This window comes from Pseudomonas sp. TE3910 (assembly GCF_056279025.1).
This window is the reverse complement of the sequence record NZ_JBWBQN010000001.1, coordinates 3,680,180-3,698,763: the sequence shown is the minus strand read 5'-3', so window position 1 is coordinate 3,698,763 and position 18,584 is coordinate 3,680,180. Positions and strand designations below refer to the sequence as shown.

Genomic DNA, 18,584 nt, shown 5'->3' with positions numbered 1-18,584 from the left:
TCATCCATGACCTCCAGTGTCAGCGACCGTCTCCTCGGTCTGCCTGCTTCAACACAAGGGTTCGGGGCCGCTCAAGCCAGCCCCTGCCCTCAATGAACACTTGCTCGACAAGCTCCACTTGATGCTCGCTGATGGCCACGACGCGTCCGTGATCAGGCCCCAAGCGATCCTCCAACTGAATACGGTGTATCGAACCCGCCCCTCTCAGCAGAGCCACTCTCCCCTGCCGACCGCGCAGGCTGCCGACCATTTCAAACTGCTCAAGCGCAAGCCGCTCAAGCAGCGTGCGCGACTCAAGTGGCTCAACGGCAGCAAACGGATCATGTGGCAGTGGCGCTGAAGCGTCGACGATCACCGGCAACAGGGCAGGCTCCAGCGCCTGAGACTGATCACCAGCACGATAGGTACTGGCAAGCAGGCGCAGCTGCAGTTGCCCCGGTGCCTTCGCCTCCGCCGGGGCCAGTTGCAACGACGTCAAGGTGACGATACGGGACAGCCCGGCCAGACCGGCGAGCAAGGCCGTCAGTTGTGGATAAGCGCCTATGGCGTTCAATTCCAGCGGCTGTTCGACAAAATAGGCATGAGGCACCTCATCAAGCAGCTTGAACTGCTCGACCCAAAGCCCGTCGCCCAGCCGCGCGACATCCTCCAGCAACCGTGCAGCATCGCCCTGCTGCAACCGCTGCCTTGCAGACTCAAGACGGTGCTGCAAGGCATCGATCTGCTGGTGATAGCCCTCCGACAGCGCGGCCTGCACCGACTTTTCGGCAATTTCGCCCCTGAGCGCTGCCTCTCGGCCCATGGAGCGCTCAAGATCCAGCAGCCCATCACGCACCTGAAACCCGTAGCCTAACCCTGTCACGGCAGCCAAGGAGGCTGCCAGCAGCGCGGCCTTCGCCCGCCAGGACCAACTGCCCAGCACGCCCCACTCCAAACCGGCAAGCATTGCCAGCCGGCTCATGGCGCAGGCTCCGAATCAGCCAACTGCACGCCCACCAGCAGTTGAAAGGCCACCCCCGTTCCGCTCGACTGCACATCCTGCAGCTCAGGCCTCTGCAAGCCCGGCACGGTGCCAAGGTTACGCAGGAAGCGGGCAACCGCTGCACTTGAAGGGGCCAACCCCGAGACGTTCAACTGCGCAGCCTCAAAGAGCAATCCGGTAAGCTGTACACCCTGCGGCACGGCGTAAACCAAACGCTCAAGCACGTCGAATCCCTGGCCCTCCTGCAACACCTCAACGTCCTGTAACTGCTCCAGCAAGGCATCACGTTGCTCTGCCAGATCGGACAGGCGGGCGATCAACTCATCAAGCTGCTCACTGTCTTGTTGCAACCCGGCATTGCGCGCCTCCTGTCCGCTTAGCCGCCGTTCGACCGCACGATCCACCAGGTACACACCTGCGCCCCCCAGCACGAGCGTTGCAACCAGCATTACCTGCAACTGCTTACCCCGTGCCTGGCGCCTGGCCTCGCGCCACGGCAGCAGGTTGACCCGCCGCATCAGTCAAAGCTCCTGCGCGCAAGGCCGCTGGCAATCGCCAGGCAAGGCGCCGCTGCACGCAATGCGCCATCCCGCACACCGGGCATGCCGTCAAAGGGGTCAAGCACCGAGCAGGCAATACCCAACCTCGGCTGCAACTGCTCGGCAAGCGCCGCAGTGGCACCAGCACCCGCCAACAGCAACTGCTCTGGCATTGATCCGCGGCCACGCTCCAGGCTATCCAGCAACCAGTGGTCGAGCGCACGCACAATGGACTCCAACTGCAGGGCCGCATCCCCGCCCCGTAATTCGTCCCGACGGTGTTCACCGGCCTCGCGCAGATGATGAAAGACAAGATGGTCTGTCTCGACCACTAGCACCGCAGACACCTCACCTGACGCCCGACAGGCAACCCGCTGCAAGGCATGGCTGTCGATATCGACAACCTGTGGGCACAGGCCAGCCAGCGCCAGGACCTCCTCGATCGCCTCCAGCGCATCCCAGCGGCATACCGCTACCGCCACATCGAGCGCGCCCGGTGCCTGCGCATTGACACCCATCACTTGAAAGTCGATGGCAGCGTCATCGAGCGGGTAAGGGATGCCACCTGCAAGCTCGTCAGACAAACGGTCAGCCATTTCGGCCTCACCGAGCCCACGCGGCAACGTCACCTCACAACACATGACCGCCGATGCCGGCAGCGACAGTGCGGCATCAACCGCTGTAGCGCCACTGCGCCTGAATGCCTGGGCCAACGCCGCTGCGATCACATCAAGCGCCACCATGCGCCCATCGATCACCGCCCCAGCAGCCAGTGGCTCAATCGCCCAGGCGCGCACCGCACCACCGCCCCCACGACGCTCCAGTTGCACCAGGCGTACGGCAGTAGCGACAATTTCAATACCCAAAAGTGAACCGGCATCCTTGCCGAAACGTCCAAACATTGGCTTTCCCTATTTTTATAGTCACCATTCACCGCGCAGCGCTTGCGCCAGCGGCAATCGAGCACCTTGACAAGGGCTCGCGTAACGCGCCGAGGTGAAATTTGCTTATAATGCCCAGCGTTTTTTGACGTCTGCCGGGCCTGTGCTCAACTCACTCCTCTACCTGGACACCCCAAAGCCTTGATACGCCTGCTGAAGTTCTTCTGGTGGTCTTTCGTCGCAGTCATTTGTGCGCTCGTACTCGGTCTGAGCGGCGCGTTTCTGTATCTTAGCCCCAGCTTGCCCTCGGTAGAGGCCCTCAGAAGCATCCAGTTGCAGATCCCCCTGCGGGTCTACAGCAGTGACGGCAAGCTCATCGCCGAGTTTGGCGAAATGCGTCGTTCACCCATCCGTTTTGCCGACATTCCGCCGCATTTCATCCAGGCATTGCTGGCTGCCGAAGACGACAACTTCGCCAATCACTACGGGGTCGACCCGAGCAGCCTGATGCGCGCTGCAACACAATTGATCAAGTCGGGCCACATCCAGAGTGGCGGCAGCACCATCACCATGCAGGTGGCGAAGAACTTCTTCCTGAGCAGCGAGCGCAGCTTCTCGCGCAAGACCAACGAAATTCTCCTGGCCCTGCAGATCGAGCGCGAACTGACCAAAGATGAAATCCTTGAGCTGTACGTGAACAAGATCTACCTGGGTAACCGCGCCTACGGCATTGAAGCCGCAGCCCAGGTTTACTACGGCAAATCGATTCGTGACGTAAGCCTGGCGCAAATGGCGATGATCGCCGGCCTGCCCAAGGCGCCCTCGCGCTTCAACCCGCTGGCCAATCCGGTACGCGCCAAAGAGCGCCGCGACTGGATCCTCGGCCGTATGTACAAGCTTGGCAAAATCGACGAAGCCAGCTACCTGAGCGCGTTGGCTGAGCCGATCAACGCCAGCTACCACGTACCGACCCCCGAAGTGAACGCGCCCTACATCGCCGAGATGGCCCGCGCCGAGATGGTTGGCCGCTACGGCAGCGACGCCTACACAGAAGGTTTCCGGGTGACGGTTACCGTCCCTAGCGACCTCCAGGAAATGGCCAACAATGCCGTACTGGAAGGGCTGCTCGCCTATGACCAACGTCACGGCTACCGCGGACCGGAATCGCGCCTGCCCGGTAAAACCCGAGCGGCATGGCTGCAGGAACTGAACAAGCAACGACCGCTGGGAGGCCTGGAGCCGGCCATCGTGACCCAGGTTGACAAGAGCGGCCTGCATGTCCTGACCCGCACCGGTGAAGAGCTTCCGGTTGCCTGGGACAGCATGAAATGGGCCCGCCCATTCCTCAGCACCAACAGCCAGGGCCGCAGCCCACAACAACCTGCAGATGTTGCCCAGATCGGCGACCTGATCCGGGTGCAACGCCTGAGCAGCGGCATCCTGAAGTTCAGCCAGGTACCCACAGCGCAGAGCGCACTGGTCTCGCTCGACCCCCACAGCGGCGCTATCCGCGCACTGGTCGGCGGGTTCTCCTTCGAGCAGAGCAACTACAACCGCGCCATGCAAGCCAAGCGTCAGCCAGGCTCAAGCTTCAAGCCATTCATCTACAGTGCTGCACTGGATAACGGCTACACCGCCGCCAGCCTGGTCAACGATGCCCCTATCGTGTTTGTCGACGAGTACCTGGACAAGGTCTGGCGCCCGAAGAACGACACCAACACCTTCCTTGGCCCGATCCGCCTGCGTGAGGCACTGTACAAGTCGCGCAACATGGTTTCGATCCGCCTGCTGCAGAGCATGGGCGTCGACACCACGATCGACTACATCACCAAGTTTGGCTTCAACAAACAGGACCTGCCACGCAACCTGTCGCTGGCCCTGGGCACGGCAACCCTGACCCCGATGGAGATCGCCACCGGCTGGAGCACCTTTGCCAACGGCGGCTACAAGATCGCCCCGTACCTGATCGAGCGCATCGAGAGCCGTAACGGCGAAACACTGTTCACTGCCAACCCGGCGCGCGTGCCGCAAGGTAATGAAGACCAGAACGGCATTGCCGCCCCCGAAGCCGGGCCAATCAGCGTCGATACCGCCAACCCTACGACCATGGTGCAAGCGCCAGTGATCGCGCCACGTATAATCGATGGCCGCACCGCGTACATCCTTACCAGCATGCTGGAAGACGTGATCAAGCGTGGCACCGGGCGCAGGGCGATGGTCCTGGGGCGAACCGACCTAGCCGGCAAGACAGGCACCACCAACGAAGCCAAGGATGCCTGGTTCTCTGGCTACAACGCCGACTACACCACCACGGTGTGGACGGGCTTCGACCAGCCCGAGACCCTCGGCCATCGCGAGTATGGCGGCACGGTAGCCCTGCCGATCTGGATCAACTTCATGGGCGCAGCGCTGAAGGACAAACCTGCGCACAGCCTGGCAGAGCCGGAGGGCATCCTCAGCCTGCGAATTGACCCGGCCAGTGGTCGTGCAGCGACACCTAGCACGCCAAACGCCTACTTTGAACTGTTCAAGGCTGAAGACTCACCGCCGTCAGTCAACGAACTGGGCAACAGCAACCTGCCGGGCAGCCCGCTGCCCGCAGATGAAGCAGCTCCGATCGACCTGTTCTGACGCCAAAGCAACCGTACTCCTACACCGCAGGAGTACGGCTCTTGCAGGCGACGGCGTCATCGTTGGGGTAAAGCCCTATCGCGGCGCCTGCATCGCAGGCAAGCCTGATCCTACAGAGATGCACTGTTCTGCGCGGATTCCTGTGGGAGTTGGCTTGCCAACGATGCAGGCGCCGCGGACTCGCTGGCACCGCGCCGATGCCATCGCAGGCAAGCCTGCCCCTACAGGTGCGGGATGCAGGCTTGCCTGCGATGGCTTCTACGGCGCACAAAAAAAGCCCCGACGCTCACGCGCCGGGGCTTTTTGCTGGAGCGCTACAACGGCTTAGCCGTTGAACACGTCATCCACGCTTTTCAGCGGGTAGTTCTGTGGATACGGCAGGGTTGCCACACCGGTCTCGATCGCAGCCTTGGCCACAGCATCGGAGATCACGGTGATCAGGCGAGCATCCATTGGCTTCGGAATGATGTACTCACGACCGAACTCCAGCGCGATACCGCCGTAGGCGTCGCACACTTCCTTCGGCACTGGCAGCTTGGCCAGCTCACGCAGGGCGTTGGCAGCAGCGATCTTCATCTCTTCGTTGATGCGCTTGGCGCGAACGTCCAGGGCACCACGGAAGATGAACGGGAAGCCCAGTACGTTGTTGACCTGGTTCGGGTAGTCCGAACGGCCGGTGGCCATGATCACATCGTTACGGGTGGCGTGAGCCAGTTCCGGCGAGATCTCTGGATCCGGGTTGGAGCAGGCGAACACGATCGGGTTGGCCGCCATGCGCTTGAGGTCTTCAGCGCTCAGCAGGTTCGGGCCAGACAGGCCTACGAACACGTCAGCGCCTTCCAGCGCTTCGGACAGGGTGCGCTTCTCGGTAGCGTGAGCGAACACCGCCTTGTACTGGTTCAGGTCGTCACGGCCAGCGTGGATAACGCCAGTACGGTCAACCATGAAGATGTTTTCGATCTGCGCACCCATGCTCACCAGCAGCTTCATGCAGGAGATGGCAGCAGCGCCGGCGCCCAGGCAGACGATTTTCGCCTCGCCCAAGGTTTTGCCAGCGATTTCCAGGGCGTTGATCATGCCCGCAGCGGTCACGATCGCAGTACCGTGCTGGTCATCGTGGAATACCGGGATGTCGCACTGCTCGATCAGAGCACGTTCGATCTCAAAGCACTCTGGCGCCTTGATGTCTTCCAGGTTGATACCACCGAAGGTGATGGAGATACGCTTGACGGTGTCGATGAACGCCTGTGGGCTTTCCGAGTCGACTTCGATGTCGAACACATCGATACCGGCGAAACGCTTGAACAGAACACCCTTGCCTTCCATGACAGGCTTGGAAGCCAGAGGGCCCAGGTTACCCAGGCCGAGGATGGCAGTGCCGTCGGAAATGACTGCTACCAGATTGCCCTTGCCGGTGTACTTGTAGGCCAGCTCTGGATCGCGAGCGATTTCACGTACCGGCTCGGCGACGCCCGGGCTGTAGGCCAGGGCCAGGTCGCGAGCAGTCGCAGTAGGCTTGGTGAGCTCGACGCTCAGTTTCCCCGGACGAGGCTGAGCATGGTATTCGAGAGCGGCAGTTTTCAAATCTGACATGATGGGCATTCCGCTTTTACTGTTCTGACGAGCCGCCGAGGATACGCAAAGAGCAAGGGGCCGACAAGACTGCCCGGTCACTAGTGTCAAGGCCTTTAACCTACGACTTTCTGCCAAGAGCCGCGTCCTGCAAGGCTTTCAGTGTGTACAATTTATTTTAAAAATGTCCACAATTTTTACTTAATCAACCCGATCGAGCATGCTTGGGTCAGTCAGCGGCAGCAACCAACGCGCCTGCCCCGATTTCAGCCCGCCTTTGCGGGAACGATCCAGCACCCAACCCCGTGCTTCGACCTTGCGCCCCTTGAGACCCTCAAAAAAGGACGATGGGAAGTCACCCTGCAAGCGCGGGCTGACCTGAAGCACCAGTCCTTCGTCGATTTCGATCCAGATGCCGCCACGGTTACGCTCAATGCCCCGAACCCGGCCAGTAATCAGCGCAAAGCCCGACTGTTCGATTTGCCCGGCAGTACGCACTGCAGGCGCGCGCCAAAGCCCCAGCCCCGCCTTGCGAGCCACTCGCTCGGCGTCCTGCTGGCACGCTACCAGCGCAACGTTAGGCGCCACTGCCACGCGATAGCCCAGGCCTTCAGCCAACAACTGCGCCTCAATATTGTCGCCATTGCGTGTGTAGATATGTGCAAGTGTACGCCCATACTTGTCGCGACCTTGCACGCCGGGCTGCAGGCCAATACGCCCGCCACTGGCCTTGACCAACGCTTGCAGGCGTTGCCGGGCAGCGTCGGCAAACGGTTCACTGCTGCGGCCTTTGCGACCGATTTCCGGGGCATTTACCCCAATCAGGCGCACGCTGCGCCCATCCTCCAGACGCACGGTATCGCCATCGACCACCTGCGTGACGCTAACCGACTGTACGCTGGCCGGGGCAGGACAGAACGCCAAGGCGACGCCCTGCCAAATCGCGCCCATAAAAAAGGCGCCCACGAGGGACGCCTTCTTCAGCAGCATTGACAGGCCCACAGGGGCTAGCCTTGCGCGCAATCTTACTTCTTGGCACCGAACATGCCGAAGCGATCGGCGAACTTCTGTACGCGGCCGCCAGTGTCCAGTACTTTTTGCTTACCGGTGTAGAACGGGTGGCACAGCGAGCACACGTCGAGGCTCAGTGGCTTGCACAGAGTCGAACGGGTTTCGATGACAGCGCCGCAGCTGCAGGTGGCAGTAACGGCTTCGTATGTTGGATGAATTTCTGGCTTCATGGTCACTTCCTCGACTGCGTGCCGCCATCCAACACCATTGTTGAATACCGCACGTAATTAGGCGGCGAATAATACCAGAGCCGACGGTCGACGCAAGTTGTCGCTTGCACCGGCGGTCGTCTGCTAGGCTCGGCGGTTCAGGAATCCCCCTTCAGAGAAATTACCGCGTGTCCGACGTCATTCTGCGCCTTGCTCTGCCCTCGCCCCTGCGGCGACTGTTCGACTACAGGGCCCCAGCGAGCATGGCCCGCGTCGAACTGACACCCGGCATGCGCATTCGTGTGCCATTCGGTCGGCGCGAAATGATCGGCATCCTGGTGGAGGTCTGCGACCACAGTGACGTCCCAGCCGACAAGCTCAAGCCCGCCATCGCACTGCTCGACCCGGTCTCTCCGCTGCCGCCCGCCTTCTTCAAGCTATGCCTGTGGACCGCGCAGTACTATCAGCACAGCCTGGGCGACACCTTCAGTTGGGCGCTGCCGGTGTTTCTGCGCCAGGGTGAACCGGCCGAGGCGCGGCAGGAGCGCTTCTGGCAGATTGCACCTGGCGCACGCCTGGACGACCCGCGCATTGCCCGGGCACCACGCCAACGTGAAGCATTGTCGACCCTGGCCCAGCACCCGCACGGCGTCGCCCACGGCCTGCTCGGCAAACTGGGCCTGAACAAAGACAGCCTTGACCTGCTGCTGAGCAAAGAACTGGTGCAGGTTGAAGTACGCCGCCATGCGCCGCAACAGCGCCATGAGCATTGGCTGGCACAACCGGAACTGCCGCTCAACGAGGAACAGCACGCCGCCTTCAACGCCGTGCGAGCCGGTTTCGACAGCTTCCACGCCTTCCTCCTTGCTGGTGTCACCGGCAGCGGCAAGACCGAGGTTTACCTGCAACTGATCCGTGAAGCCCTGGAAGCCGGCAAACAGGCGCTGATTCTGATCCCCGAGATCAACCTTGGCCCACAGACCCTGGCCCGCTTCGAGCAGCGCTTCAATGCCCGCATCGCCTTATTGCACTCCGCGGTCAACGATCGCGAACGCCTGGATGCCTGGCTGGCGGCCCGCGATGGCGAGGCCGACATCATCATCGGCACCCGTTCAGCCCTGTTCACCCCCATGAAGAACCCGGGGCTGATCATCATTGATGAAGAGCATGACGGCTCCTATAAACAGCAAGAAGGCCTGCGTTACCACGCACGCGACCTGGCACTGGTACGCGCTCGCCAGGAAAATATCCCGATCGTGCTGGGCTCCGCCACGCCATCGCTGGAAAGCCTGCACAATGCCTACACGGGTCGCTACGGCCTGCTGCGCCTGAACCACCGCGCCGGAGGTGCCCAGGCACCGCGTTTTCTGCGTCTGGACGTCAAGAGTCGCCCACTGGACAGCGGCATCAGCGGCCCGATGCAACAAGCCATCGGCCAGACACTCGCAGCGGGGCAGCAGGTACTGGTGTTCCTCAACCGCCGAGGCTTTGCCCCGACATTGCTCTGCCATGATTGCGGCTGGATGTCCGAGTGCCCGCGCTGCGATGCGCGGATGACCGTTCACCAGCGCTCCGGCGAGTTGCGCTGCCACCATTGCGGCTATGACGAGCGCGTGCCACGCCAGTGCCCACAATGCAACAAGGTCGACCTGCGCCCGGTCGGCGCCGGCACCGAGCGCGCCGAAGAACGCCTGAGCATCCTGTTTCCGGACTACCCGGTGCTACGCGTCGACCGCGACAGCACCTCGCGCAAGGATGCGATGAACCAGTTGTTTGCCACCATCCAGCGCGGTCAGCCGTGCATTCTGGTCGGCACCCAGATGCTGGCCAAGGGTCACCACTTCCCGAGGGTCACGCTGGTTGCCATTCTCGATGCCGATGGTGGACTGTTTTCCGGCGATTTCCGCGCCAGCGAGCGCATGGCCCAGTTGATCGTTCAAGTTGCGGGCCGCGCAGGGCGCGCAGAAGAGCCCGGCAGAGTCATTATCCAGACTCACCTGGCCGACCATCCACTGCTGGTGCAACTGACCGAACAAGGCTACTTCGCCTTTGCCGAGCAGGCCCTGAGCGAGCGCCGTGCAGCCGGCCTGCCACCCTTCGCACACCTTGCCCTACTGCGTGCCGAAGCCCACAAGCCCGGGCAGGCCGAGGGCTTTCTCGATGAAGCCTGCGCCGCCGCCGAACAACTGCTGGCCGAGCACAACCTGCATGGCATCGAGCTGCTCGGGCCAGTACCTGCGCCAATGGAGCGTCGGGCCGGTCGTTACCGCGCACAGTTGCTGCTGCAGGCCAACGCACGCGCGCCGCTGCATCGGCTGATCAATGCCTGGCTGCTATTGTTGGAACACATGCCCAGCGGGCGGCAGGTACGCTGGTCGCTGGATGTGGACCCGGTCGACCTCTACTGACCCATCCGGCCTCATCGTCAACGAGGCCGGTTTGAGTACGTATTGCAGAGGATCGAACGCAAGACAGCCCCAAAGGTTGGCAAGCTCGTGCCAGCAACGGATAATGTTCAGTTTTTCCACCTGCGCATCCAAGCGCCGCCGCGCTTGCGGTCGAAAGAGAATCCCATGAAAGACACCATTCGCCAGCTGATCCAGCAAGCCCTCACCCAACTCGTCACCGACGGTGTGCTGCCTGAAGGGCTTACGCCGGCGATCCAGGTGGAAAACGCCCGGGACAAGACCCACGGCGACTTCGCCAGCAATATCGCGATGATGCTGGCCAAGCCGGCCGGCATGAAGCCACGCGACCTAGCCGAAAAAATCATCGCGGCCCTGCCCGCCGATGCCCAGGTCAGCAAAGTGGAAATCGCCGGCCCCGGCTTCCTGAACTTCTTCCAGAATACCCAGGCCCTGGCGTCACGCCTCGACGCCGCGCTGGCCGACAGCAAACTTGGCGTACAGAAAGCCGGCCCACAACAGAAAGTGGTCGTTGACCTGTCGGCACCCAACCTGGCCAAAGAGATGCACGTTGGCCACCTGCGCTCGACCATCATCGGCGATGCCGTCGCCCGCGTACTCGAGTTCCTCGGCGACAACGTGATCCGGCAGAACCACGTCGGCGACTGGGGCACCCAGTTCGGCATGCTGATGGCCTATCTGGAAGAAAACCCGATCACCAGCGACGAGCTGTCGGACCTGGAAAACTTCTACCGCGCCGCGAAAAAGCGCTTCGACGAGTCCGAAGCCTTCGCCGACCGCGCGCGCGGCCTGGTGGTCAAGCTGCAAGCCGGTGATGCCGAATGCCTGAAGCTGTGGACCCGCTTCAAGGACATCTCGCTGTCGCACTGCCAGAAGACCTACGAGCAGCTCAACGTCAAACTGACCATGGCTGACGTCATGGGCGAAAGCGCCTACAACGACGACCTGATCAACGTGGTCAACGACCTCAAGGCCAAGGGCCTGCTGGTCGAAAGCAACGGTGCCCAGTGCGTATTCCTCGAAGAGTACAAGACCGCCGACGGCGACCCACTGCCGGTGATCGTGCAGAAGGCCGATGGCGGCTACCTGTACGCGACCACTGACCTGGCAGCCGTGCGCTACCGCAGCAACGTCCTCAAGGCCGACCGCGCCCTGTATTTCGTTGACCAGCGCCAGGCACTGCACTTCCAGCAGGTGTTCGAAGTCGCCCGCCGCGCTGGCTTCGTCGGTAACGACATGATCATGGAGCACATGGGCTTCGGCACCATGAACGGTGCCGATGGCCGCCCGTTCAAGACCCGCGACGGCGGCACGGTCAAGCTGATCGACCTGCTCACCGAAGCCAAGGAACGTGCGTACACCCTGGTCAAGGAAAAGAACCCGCAACTGGCGGAAGATGAACTGCGCGCCATCGCCCAGGTTGTCGGTATCGACGCGGTGAAATACGCCGACCTGTCCAAGCACCGCACCAGCGACTACAGCTTCAACTTCGACCTGATGCTCAACTTCGAAGGCAACACCGCGCCTTACCTGCTGTACGCCTACACCCGCGTGGCGGGCGTATTCCGCAAGCTGGGCAAGGACTTCAGCGAAGTTGACGGCCATATCACCCTGCAAGCCGCCCAGGAACACGACCTCGCGGCACGCCTGGCGCAATTCGGCGAAACCCTGAACAACGTTGCTGAAAAAGGTACGCCGCACGTGCTTTGCAGCTACCTGTACGACGTCGCCGGCCTGTTCTCCAGCTTCTATGAGAACTGCCCGATCCTGGCCGCCGAAACGGCCGAACAGCAACAGAGCCGCCTGCGCCTGGCCGCACTGACCGGTCGCACCCTCAAGCAGGGCCTGGAACTGCTGGGCCTGGAAACCCTGGAGCGCATGTAAGGTGGCAGCCAAGAAAAAGCCCGCCCCCAAGCGCGGCGCCAGCCGCTATCAGGCACCGGAGAAGAAACCGATCCCCGGCTGGCTGTGGCTGGCTGTCGGCCTGACCGTGGGCGCGTTCATTGTCTTTCTGATGAAGCTTGATCCGAGCACCGACGAGGTCAAGCGGAGCAAGCCCGAACAGCAGAAAGCCGAGCGCGCTGCCGAAGCGAACAAGACACCGCCCAGCCCACAGCAACCAGTGAAGCCGAAATACGACTTCTACACCTTGCTGCCAGAGTCGGAAGTCATCGTGCCGCCGGAAGCCGTACCGGAGAAAACCCCGCCGGTACCCGCCCAGCCACAGCAGCCGGTGACACCGGCTGAAGCCGCGAAGATCGACACCGCCAGGGCCCAGGCCGCACTGCTGGGGCAAACGCCGCCACCGCCACCTCCCGTGGTGAAACCGGCAGCGACCACCCAGTTCTTCCTGCAGGCCGGCTCGTTCCGCAAGCAGGCTGACGCCGACAAGGTCCGTGCGCAAATCATCCTGCTCGGCCAGGCAGTGCAGGTCGAGTCCGGCATGGTCCGCGACGAAACCTGGTACCGCGTGCTGGTGGGCCCGTTCAGCAACCGCGAACAATTGACCGTGGCCCAAAAGCAGTTGGCCGGTAGCGGCTTCAACAACCTGCTCTTGCAGCAGCGCCAAAACCGCCAGTAAGCCCCCTCGCCCAGCGGCGCCTTAGCGCCGTTGGGCGTTTCTCAGCGACACCTGGTCGTTCAGGGTCCAGAAGTCGTACAGCACGCCCACCAGAAACAGACCGCCCGTCACCAGATAGATCAGGCCACTGATCCATTTGCCCTGGTACATGCGATGCACGCCAAACACCCCAAGAAACGTCAGCAGAATCCAGGCGATGTTGTAATCCAAAGGCCCAGAGTGAAAGCGCATGTCGGCTTCACGGTCCATCGACGGGATCAGAAACAGGTCGATCAACCAGCCGATGCCGAGCAACCCCAGGGTAAAGAACCAGATTGTGCCTGTGACTGGCTTGCCATAGTAAAAGCGGTGCGCACCGAGAAAACCGAAGCACCACAGCAGATAGCCTACAACCTTGCTGTGCGTGTCATGGAAGGGTGGGCTCTGTTGATAACTGTTCATTCGTAGCCTCAGCGGGTTATGTGAAAATTTTCTAAACAAAAATGTGACTTTTCAGTAGCAAGCCGACGTATGGTGCCGTCGAAATCGACCAACGGGGCAGATCCGCGCAAAAAAGCTGTTATAAAGTTGCGCGCTAACCAACAAGAGCCCTGCCTATGCGTCCCCTTTTCAAGACATGGCTGACTATTTGCCTATTATTGCCCCTGGCCGCCCACGCCACCAATCGTGAGCAACGTCTTCCTAATGGCTTCTCTGGCTATACCGCCAATGCCACCGGCGTACACGCCAACAAAGGTTCGGCATCACCGATCCACTATGCCAACCGTAGTGCAAAACCGACAAAATCAACGGCCAACCTGTCGGCCAAGCAAAGCAGCGATGTGCTGAGCCGCGCCGTCAACGCGCTGGGCACCCCCTATCGCTGGGGTGGCAGCAGCCCAAGCAAAGGCTTCGACTGCAGCGGCCTGGTCAAGTACGCCTTCAACGATATCGATGAAGTCGACCTGCCTCGCACCTCCAACGCCATGGCCAGCGGCCACGGCATCAAGGTCGATAAAAAAGACCTGAAACCGGGCGACTTGCTGTTCTTCAACATCAAGAGCCGCAAGGTCAACCACGTTGCCATTTACCTGGGCAACGACCGCTTCATCCATGCGCCACGCACCGGCAAGCGCGTCAGCATTGATACGCTGAACAAGCCTTACTGGCAGAACCATTATGTGGTTGCAAAGCGCGTACTGCCCAAGGACCAGCAACAGCTGAACCTGGCCAAGCGCTAAAACCCACCGGGCGCGCATCCCACCGCCCGGCGCGTATCAGCACTGATCTCCCCCCTTGCCATCAGACCCTGCAGACAACTGTCCAGGGTCTGCATGCCCAGCGCCCCGCCGGTCTGGATTGCAGACTGGATCTGCACCACTTTCCCCTCCCTGATCAAATTGCGAATCGCCGGCGTCGCCAGCATGATCTCGTGCGCGGCTACCCGGCCACCACCGGGCTTGCGCACCAGCACCTGAGACACCACCGCCTGCAGGGACTCGGCCAGCATCGCACGTACCAATTGCTTTTCCTCGGCGGCAAATACATCGACGATCCGGTCAACGGTCTTCGCTGCCGAGCCCGTATGCAGGGTGGCCAGCACCAGATGCCCGGTTTCGGCCGCCGTCAGGGCCAGGCGAATCGTTTCCAGGTCCCTCAATTCCCCCAGCATGATCACATCCGGGTCCTGACGCAGGGCGGCCCGTAGCGCCGCCGCAAAACTGTGACTGTGACGCTGCACCTCACGCTGGCTGATCCGGCCACGCACCGGGCTGTGGATAAACTCGATCGGGTCTTCGACCGTGAGAATATGCAGGGCGCGCTCGCGGTTCAGGTGATCAATCAAGGCTGCCAGGGTGGTGGACTTTCCCGAGCCGGTGGGGCCGGTCACCAATACGAGCCCACTACGCAGTTCAGCGATTTGCCGGAAAACAGCACCCAGCCCCAACTCAGCCAGGCCACGTACCGATGAGGGGATCAACCGGAATACCGCCCCCACGCCCTGCAACTGCTCGAAGGCATTTACCCTGAAGCGCCCCACCCCCGCCATGGCAAAGGAGAAATCGAGATCCTGAAGGGTTTTGAAATCCTTTTTTTGCTGATCCGTCATGATTTGCGCGATTAACGCCCGCGCCTGATCAGGCTCAAGCGGCGGCAAATCCAGTCGCAGCATCTCGCCATCCAGGCGGATCATTGGCACATCACCGGCCGCCAGGTGCAGGTCCGAGGCCCCCTCCTTGACAGCAAGGGCCAGCAGTTCAGTCACATCCATAAGACTCCCCAAACACCGCCAAGCAGGTAGAATGCCGCAGACCCAAAGAGCCGCTGGCATCGATCATGTCCACCATAGCAGACAACATTTCCACCCTCGCCGAGCGCATCCACCGTGCCGCCGAGGCTGCCGGGCGAGATCCGGCCAGCATCAAGCTGCTGGCCGTGAGCAAAACCAAACCTGCCGCCGCCGTGCGCGAAGCCTTCGCTGCCGGCCTGCGCGACATGGGCGAGAACTACCTGCAGGAAGCCCTGGGCAAACAGGCCGAATTGACCGACCTGCCCTTGACCTGGCACTTCATCGGCCCCATTCAGTCGAACAAGACGCGCGCTATCGCCGAGCACTTCGACTGGGTACATTCCGTGGATCGCCTGAAAATCGCTCAACGCCTTTCAGAGCAGCGCCCTGAATCGCTGGAACCATTGAACATCTGTATTCAGGTCAATGTCAGTGGCGAAGACAGCAAGTCCGGCTGCACCCCGGAGGAACTGCCCGCGCTGGCCGCTGCTATCGCGGTGCTACCACGGCTGAAGCTGCGTGGCTTGATGGCGATACCCGAGCCCACCGAAGACCGCACCGCGCAGGACGCAGCCTTTGCCAAGGTACGCGACCTGCAGGCCAGCCTGGGCTTGCCACTTGACACGTTATCCATGGGCATGAGCCACGACCTGGAGTCGGCGATTGCACAGGGTGCAACCTGGGTGCGCATCGGTACCGCGCTGTTTGGCGCCCGTGACTACGGCCAACCCTGACCCTGCTTTACTCACCTTTTTCGACAAGGACCTGACATGAGCAAGACTCGTATTGCCTTTATCGGTGCCGGCAACATGGCCGCCAGCCTGATCGGCGGCCTGCGCGCACAGGGCCTAGAGGCTGCGCAGATTCGCGCCAGCGACCCTGGCGCCGAACAACGCGCCAAAGTTCACGCCGAACACGGCATCGAGATGTTCGCCGACAATGCCGAGGCCATCGACGGCGCCGACGTGATCGTGCTGGCCGTCAAACCGCAGGCCATGAAAGCCGTTTGCCTGGCCCTGCAACCCAGCCTCAAGCCAAACCAGCTGGTCGTCTCGATTGCTGCCGGCATCACCTGCGCCAGCATGAACCAATGGCTTGGCGCCCAGCCGATCGTACGCTGCATGCCCAACACCCCAGCGCTACTGCGTCAGGGCGTCAGCGGCCTGTTCGCCACCGCCCAGGTCAGTGCCGAACAGCGCCAGCAGGCCGAACAACTGCTCTCGGCCGTAGGCATCGCACTGTGGCTGGAACAGGAACAGCAACTGGACGCCGTTACTGCCGTATCCGGCAGCGGCCCGGCCTACTTCTTTCTGCTGATCGAAGCCATGACTGCAGCCGGCGAGAAACTTGGCCTGCCACGTGAAACCGCAGCACGCCTGACCCTGCAGACCGCACTGGGTGCCGCGCAAATGGCAGTTACCAGTGATGTCGACGCAGCTGAATTGCGCCGTCGGGTGACCTCGCCAGCCGGCACCACGGAGGCGGCGATCAAGTCCTTCCAGGCTGATGGATTCGAAGCGCTGGTGGAAAAAGCGCTGGGCGCAGCTGCGCACCGCTCGGCCGAACTGGCCGAACAACTAGGCAACTAAGGAGCCGAAGATGATCGGACTGAACACCGCTGCAATCTACATTCTGCAGACCCTCGGCAGCCTGTTCCTGCTGGTCGTGATGCTGCGCTTCATCCTGCAGCTGGTTCGCGCAGACTTCTACAACCCGCTCAGCCAGTTTGCCGTACGCGCCACCCAGCCGCTGCTCAAACCGTTGCGCCGGATCATCCCCAGCCTGTTCGGCCTGGACATGTCGTCATTGTTGCTGGCACTGGCCGTGCAGCTGCTGCTGATGGGCCTGACCTTGTTGCTGGCCTACGGCACCACCGGCAACCCGGTACAGTTGCTGATCTGGTCGATCATTGGCGTCACCGCGCTGTTCTTGAAGATCTTCTTCTTCGCCCTGATCGTCAGCGTGATCCTGTCCTGGGTCGCACCGGGCAGCCACAACCCTGGTGCCGAACTGGTCAACCAGATCTGCGATCCGTTCCTGGCCCCGTTCCGTCGCCTGCTGCCAAACCTCGGCGGCCTGGATATTTCGCCGATCCTGGCGTTCATGGCGCTGAAACTGATCGACATGCTGGTCATCAACAACCTGGCAGCCATGACCGCAATGCCAGAGATCCTGCGCCTGCTGGTCTGATTTCAGGCCTGACGACACCACGCCCGCAGAGGCGACCTTGCCGACGATGAATTCACATGGCTTCGTCGGCAAGGCCAGCCATCTACCACGCGGCTTGCCCCCCACCCCAGCGGTCTTTAGACTTACGCCTCATTTAAGCGTGAGCAGGGTCGATGTCCACTGTCTTTCCCGAAGATTCGGTCGGTCTGGTAACACCGCAACTGGCGCACTTCAGCGATCCCCTGGCCCTGGCCTGCGGTCGTTCGCTGGCCGCCTACGACCTGATGTACGAAACCTACGGCACACTCAACAGCAGCGCGAGCAACGCCGTGCTGATCTGTCATGCCCTGTCGGGGCACCACCACGCGGCGGGCTACCATAGCGCCGACGACCGCAAGCCCGGATGGTGGGACAGTTGCATCGGCCCCGGCAAACCTATCGACACCAACCGTTTCTTCGTCGTCAGCCTGAACAACCTCGGCGGCTGTAACGGCTCCACCGGGCCAAGCAGCATAAACCCGGCGACCGGCAAGCCTTTTGGTGCCGAGTTCCCGGTGCTCACCGTGGAAGACTGGGTACACAGCCAGGCACGCCTGGCCGACCGGCTTGGCATCAGCACCTGGGCGGCGGTCGTTGGCGGCAGCCTCGGCGGCATGCAGGCGCTGCAGTGGACCATCAGTTATCCCGAGCGGGTACGCCACTGCCTGACCATCGCTTCTGCACCGAAACTCTCGGCGCAGAACATCGCCTTCAACGAAGTGGCGCGCCAGGCCATCCTGTCCGACCCGGAGTTTCACGGCGGCTACTTCCAGGAGCACGGGGTAATCCCCAAGCGCGGCCTGATGCTGGCGCGCATGGTCGGGCACATTACCTACCTGTCCGATGACTCGATGGGCGAGAAGTTTGGCCGCGAACTGAAAAGCGACAAGCTCAACTACGACTTCCACAGCGTGGAATTCCAGGTTGAAAGCTATCTGCGCTATCAGGGCGAAGAATTTTCGGGGCGTTTCGACGCCAACACCTACCTGTTGATGACCAAGGCCCTGGACTACTACGACCCGGCCGCCGCCCACGGGGGTGACCTGGCCGCGACCCTGGCCGGCGTCAAAGCCGATTTCTGCGTGATGTCGTTCACCACCGACTGGCGCTTCTCGCCCGCCCGCTCGCGGGAGATCGTCGACGCACTGATGGCCGCGAAGAAAAACGTCTGCTACCTGGAGATCGATGCGCCACAAGGCCACGATGCCTTCCTGATCCCGATCCCACGGTACCTGCAGGCCTTCTCCCGCTACATGAACCGCATTGCCCTCTGAG

Annotated in this window: 17 protein-coding genes; 9 read left to right on the top strand and 8 right to left on the bottom strand. The window is 61.8% G+C overall.

The features are described from left to right. Nucleotides 1-19 precede the first annotated feature (19 nt). The 3 genes from ACZ9H3_RS16975 to pilM are packed head-to-tail and all read right to left on the bottom strand — an operon-like array spanning nucleotide 20 to nucleotide 2,423. A complete protein-coding gene (locus ACZ9H3_RS16975; protein WP_476221633.1) occupies nucleotides 20-961 on the bottom strand; it encodes a pilus assembly protein PilP in 942 nt (313 codons plus the stop codon). Next, entirely contained in the window at nucleotides 958-1,500 is a 543-nt protein-coding gene (locus ACZ9H3_RS16970; RefSeq protein ID WP_476221631.1) for a PilN domain-containing protein, read from the bottom strand. The genes ACZ9H3_RS16975 and ACZ9H3_RS16970 overlap by 4 nt, the downstream gene beginning before the upstream one ends. Then, nucleotides 1,500-2,423, bottom strand: a complete 924-nt coding sequence (gene pilM, locus ACZ9H3_RS16965) for a pilus assembly protein PilM (protein ID WP_476221629.1) — start codon at nucleotides 2,421-2,423, stop codon at nucleotides 1,500-1,502. The genes ACZ9H3_RS16970 and pilM overlap by 1 nt, the downstream gene beginning before the upstream one ends. Nucleotides 2,424-2,606: 183 nt before the next feature. Here pilM and ACZ9H3_RS16960 point away from each other — a divergent pair, with 183 nt between their 5' ends. Then, nucleotides 2,607-5,033, top strand: coding sequence for a penicillin-binding protein 1A (locus ACZ9H3_RS16960; protein ID WP_176717395.1), 2,427 nt, complete (start codon nucleotides 2,607-2,609; stop codon nucleotides 5,031-5,033). A gap of 324 nt (nucleotides 5,034-5,357) precedes the next feature. Here ACZ9H3_RS16960 and ACZ9H3_RS16955 read toward each other — a convergent pair whose 3' ends face one another. The 3 genes from ACZ9H3_RS16955 to rpmE all read right to left on the bottom strand — a co-directional run bounded on the left by ACZ9H3_RS16955 (nucleotide 5,358) and on the right by rpmE (nucleotide 7,846). Continuing rightward, a complete protein-coding gene (locus ACZ9H3_RS16955) occupies nucleotides 5,358-6,626 on the bottom strand; it encodes a malic enzyme-like NAD(P)-binding protein (protein ID WP_454240552.1) in 1,269 nt (422 codons plus the stop codon). Between the two features lie 180 nt (nucleotides 6,627-6,806). Then, complete coding sequence (locus ACZ9H3_RS16950) at nucleotides 6,807-7,595, bottom strand: thermonuclease family protein (RefSeq protein ID WP_476222782.1); 789 nt, start codon at nucleotides 7,593-7,595, stop codon at nucleotides 6,807-6,809. Nucleotides 7,596-7,630: 35 nt separating this feature from the next. After that, nucleotides 7,631-7,846 carry a 50S ribosomal protein L31 gene (gene rpmE / locus ACZ9H3_RS16945; protein WP_065758202.1) on the bottom strand — a complete coding sequence of 72 codons (216 nt, stop codon included), beginning with the start codon at nucleotides 7,844-7,846 and terminating at the stop codon, nucleotides 7,631-7,633. Between the two features lie 167 nt (nucleotides 7,847-8,013). Here rpmE and ACZ9H3_RS16940 point away from each other — a divergent pair, with 167 nt between their 5' ends. The 3 genes from ACZ9H3_RS16940 (at nucleotide 8,014) to ACZ9H3_RS16930 (ending at nucleotide 12,832) form a co-directional block, all read left to right on the top strand. Continuing rightward, the gene (locus ACZ9H3_RS16940) at nucleotides 8,014-10,233 is read left to right on the top strand and encodes a primosomal protein N' (protein WP_102053218.1); all 2,220 of its coding nucleotides are present in this window, start codon (nucleotides 8,014-8,016) and stop codon (nucleotides 10,231-10,233) included. A 165-nt stretch (nucleotides 10,234-10,398) separates the two neighbouring features. Beyond that, nucleotides 10,399-12,135, top strand: a complete 1,737-nt coding sequence (gene argS / locus ACZ9H3_RS16935) for an arginine--tRNA ligase (RefSeq protein ID WP_065758200.1) — start codon at nucleotides 10,399-10,401, stop codon at nucleotides 12,133-12,135. Nucleotide 12,136: 1 nt separating this feature from the next. Next, nucleotides 12,137-12,832 carry an SPOR domain-containing protein gene (locus tag ACZ9H3_RS16930; RefSeq protein WP_065758199.1) on the top strand — a complete coding sequence of 232 codons (696 nt, stop codon included), beginning with the start codon at nucleotides 12,137-12,139 and terminating at the stop codon, nucleotides 12,830-12,832. A gap of 21 nt (nucleotides 12,833-12,853) precedes the next feature. Here ACZ9H3_RS16930 and ACZ9H3_RS16925 read toward each other — a convergent pair whose 3' ends face one another. Next, nucleotides 12,854-13,273 (bottom strand): NINE protein, encoded by a 420-nt coding sequence (locus tag ACZ9H3_RS16925; protein WP_476221625.1) that lies wholly within the window; start codon nucleotides 13,271-13,273, stop codon nucleotides 12,854-12,856. Between the two features lie 155 nt (nucleotides 13,274-13,428). Between ACZ9H3_RS16925 and ACZ9H3_RS16920 the strand changes: the two genes are divergently transcribed. Further along, nucleotides 13,429-14,052 (top strand): C40 family peptidase, encoded by a 624-nt coding sequence (locus tag ACZ9H3_RS16920; RefSeq protein WP_065758197.1) that lies wholly within the window; start codon nucleotides 13,429-13,431, stop codon nucleotides 14,050-14,052. Here the strand turns inward: ACZ9H3_RS16920 and ACZ9H3_RS16915 are convergent. After that, on the bottom strand, nucleotides 14,049-15,083 hold the full coding sequence (locus ACZ9H3_RS16915) for a type IV pilus twitching motility protein PilT (protein ID WP_065758196.1): 1,035 nt from the start codon (nucleotides 15,081-15,083) through the stop codon (nucleotides 14,049-14,051). The genes ACZ9H3_RS16920 and ACZ9H3_RS16915 overlap by 4 nt on opposite strands. A 65-nt stretch (nucleotides 15,084-15,148) precedes the next feature. Between ACZ9H3_RS16915 and ACZ9H3_RS16910 the strand changes: the two genes are divergently transcribed. The 4 genes from ACZ9H3_RS16910 (at nucleotide 15,149) to metX (ending at nucleotide 18,583) form a co-directional block, all read left to right on the top strand. Next, complete coding sequence (locus tag ACZ9H3_RS16910; RefSeq protein WP_330522222.1) at nucleotides 15,149-15,835, top strand: YggS family pyridoxal phosphate-dependent enzyme; 687 nt, start codon at nucleotides 15,149-15,151, stop codon at nucleotides 15,833-15,835. A 36-nt stretch (nucleotides 15,836-15,871) separates the two neighbouring features. Beyond that, the gene (gene proC / locus ACZ9H3_RS16905; protein ID WP_099773330.1) at nucleotides 15,872-16,690 is read left to right on the top strand and encodes a pyrroline-5-carboxylate reductase; all 819 of its coding nucleotides are present in this window, start codon (nucleotides 15,872-15,874) and stop codon (nucleotides 16,688-16,690) included. Nucleotides 16,691-16,700: 10 nt separating this feature from the next. Continuing rightward, a complete protein-coding gene (locus tag ACZ9H3_RS16900; RefSeq protein WP_065758193.1) occupies nucleotides 16,701-17,291 on the top strand; it encodes a YggT family protein in 591 nt (196 codons plus the stop codon). A gap of 152 nt (nucleotides 17,292-17,443) precedes the next feature. Continuing rightward, the gene (metX, locus tag ACZ9H3_RS16895) at nucleotides 17,444-18,583 is read left to right on the top strand and encodes a homoserine O-succinyltransferase MetX (protein ID WP_065758192.1); all 1,140 of its coding nucleotides are present in this window, start codon (nucleotides 17,444-17,446) and stop codon (nucleotides 18,581-18,583) included. The last annotated feature ends 1 nt before the right edge of the window (nucleotide 18,584 follow it).